This window comes from Caballeronia sp. M23-90, assembly GCF_053574605.1.
In genome coordinates this window covers 1-756 of sequence record NZ_JBSIPA010000933.1, presented here as the reverse complement: position 1 = coordinate 756, position 756 = coordinate 1, and the positions used below count along the sequence as shown (strand labels likewise).

The window sequence follows — 756 nt, the reverse complement described above, 5'->3', positions numbered from 1 at the left end:
TGCGTCGTGTTGCCGCTGGCCGGTCCGGGTCTCGGCGCCGGCGCGACCATGGTTTTCATCTCGGTCGTCACCGAACTCAATTCCACACTGCTCCTGTCGCCCATCGGCACGCGCACGCTCGCAACGCAAGTATGGATCGACACCTCCACGCTCGCGTTTGCTGCCGCTGCCCCATACGCCGCGTTGCTGGTGGGCATTTCGCTGCTGGCATCGGGCACGTTGTTCGCGTTGCTCGGACGGTCCGCGGTCGCCGGCCGCGCAGGCGATATCAAGGCAGGACTTCAAATCAATGTGCAAGCCGGTTCGCCGTCTGACAAATAGAACGATATGAGCGAACTTCGCGTGACCAGCCTCACCAAATCCTTCGATGGACAAGCCGTGCTGCATGGCGTGGATCTGTCGGTGGAACGAGGCACCTTGCTGGCCCTGCTCGGACCTTCGGGCAGCGGCAAAACCACGCTGTTGCGGGTGCTTTGCGGTTTCGAACGCGCCGACGGCGGCACGGTGGAAATCGATGGCGTGCGCGTCGCCGGACCGGGCGTTCATGTGCCGTCGGAAGCACGAAGGATTGGCTACGTGCCGCAGGAAGGCGCGCTGTTCCCGCACCTTTCTGTCGCCGACAACATCGTCTTCGGGTTGCCACGTGCGCAGCGGCGGGCGCGGTATCGAGTCGATGAACTGCTTGCGCTGGTCGGTCTGCCCGCTGCGTATGGCGACCGTGCGCCGCAGGCCTTGTCGGGCGGTCAGCAGCAACGA

1 protein-coding gene and 1 pseudogene are annotated in these 756 nt (G+C 64.4%); both read left to right on the top strand.

Annotated features, from left to right (window positions below):
- Nucleotides 1-321, top strand: a pseudogene (locus ACRXB1_RS37115) (hypothetical protein); the annotation flags it as partial.
- 6 nt (nt 322-327) lie between these two features.
- Nucleotides 328-756, top strand: a 429-nt coding sequence (locus ACRXB1_RS37110; RefSeq protein WP_449494913.1) for an ABC transporter ATP-binding protein, incomplete at its 3' end; no start/stop codon positions are given.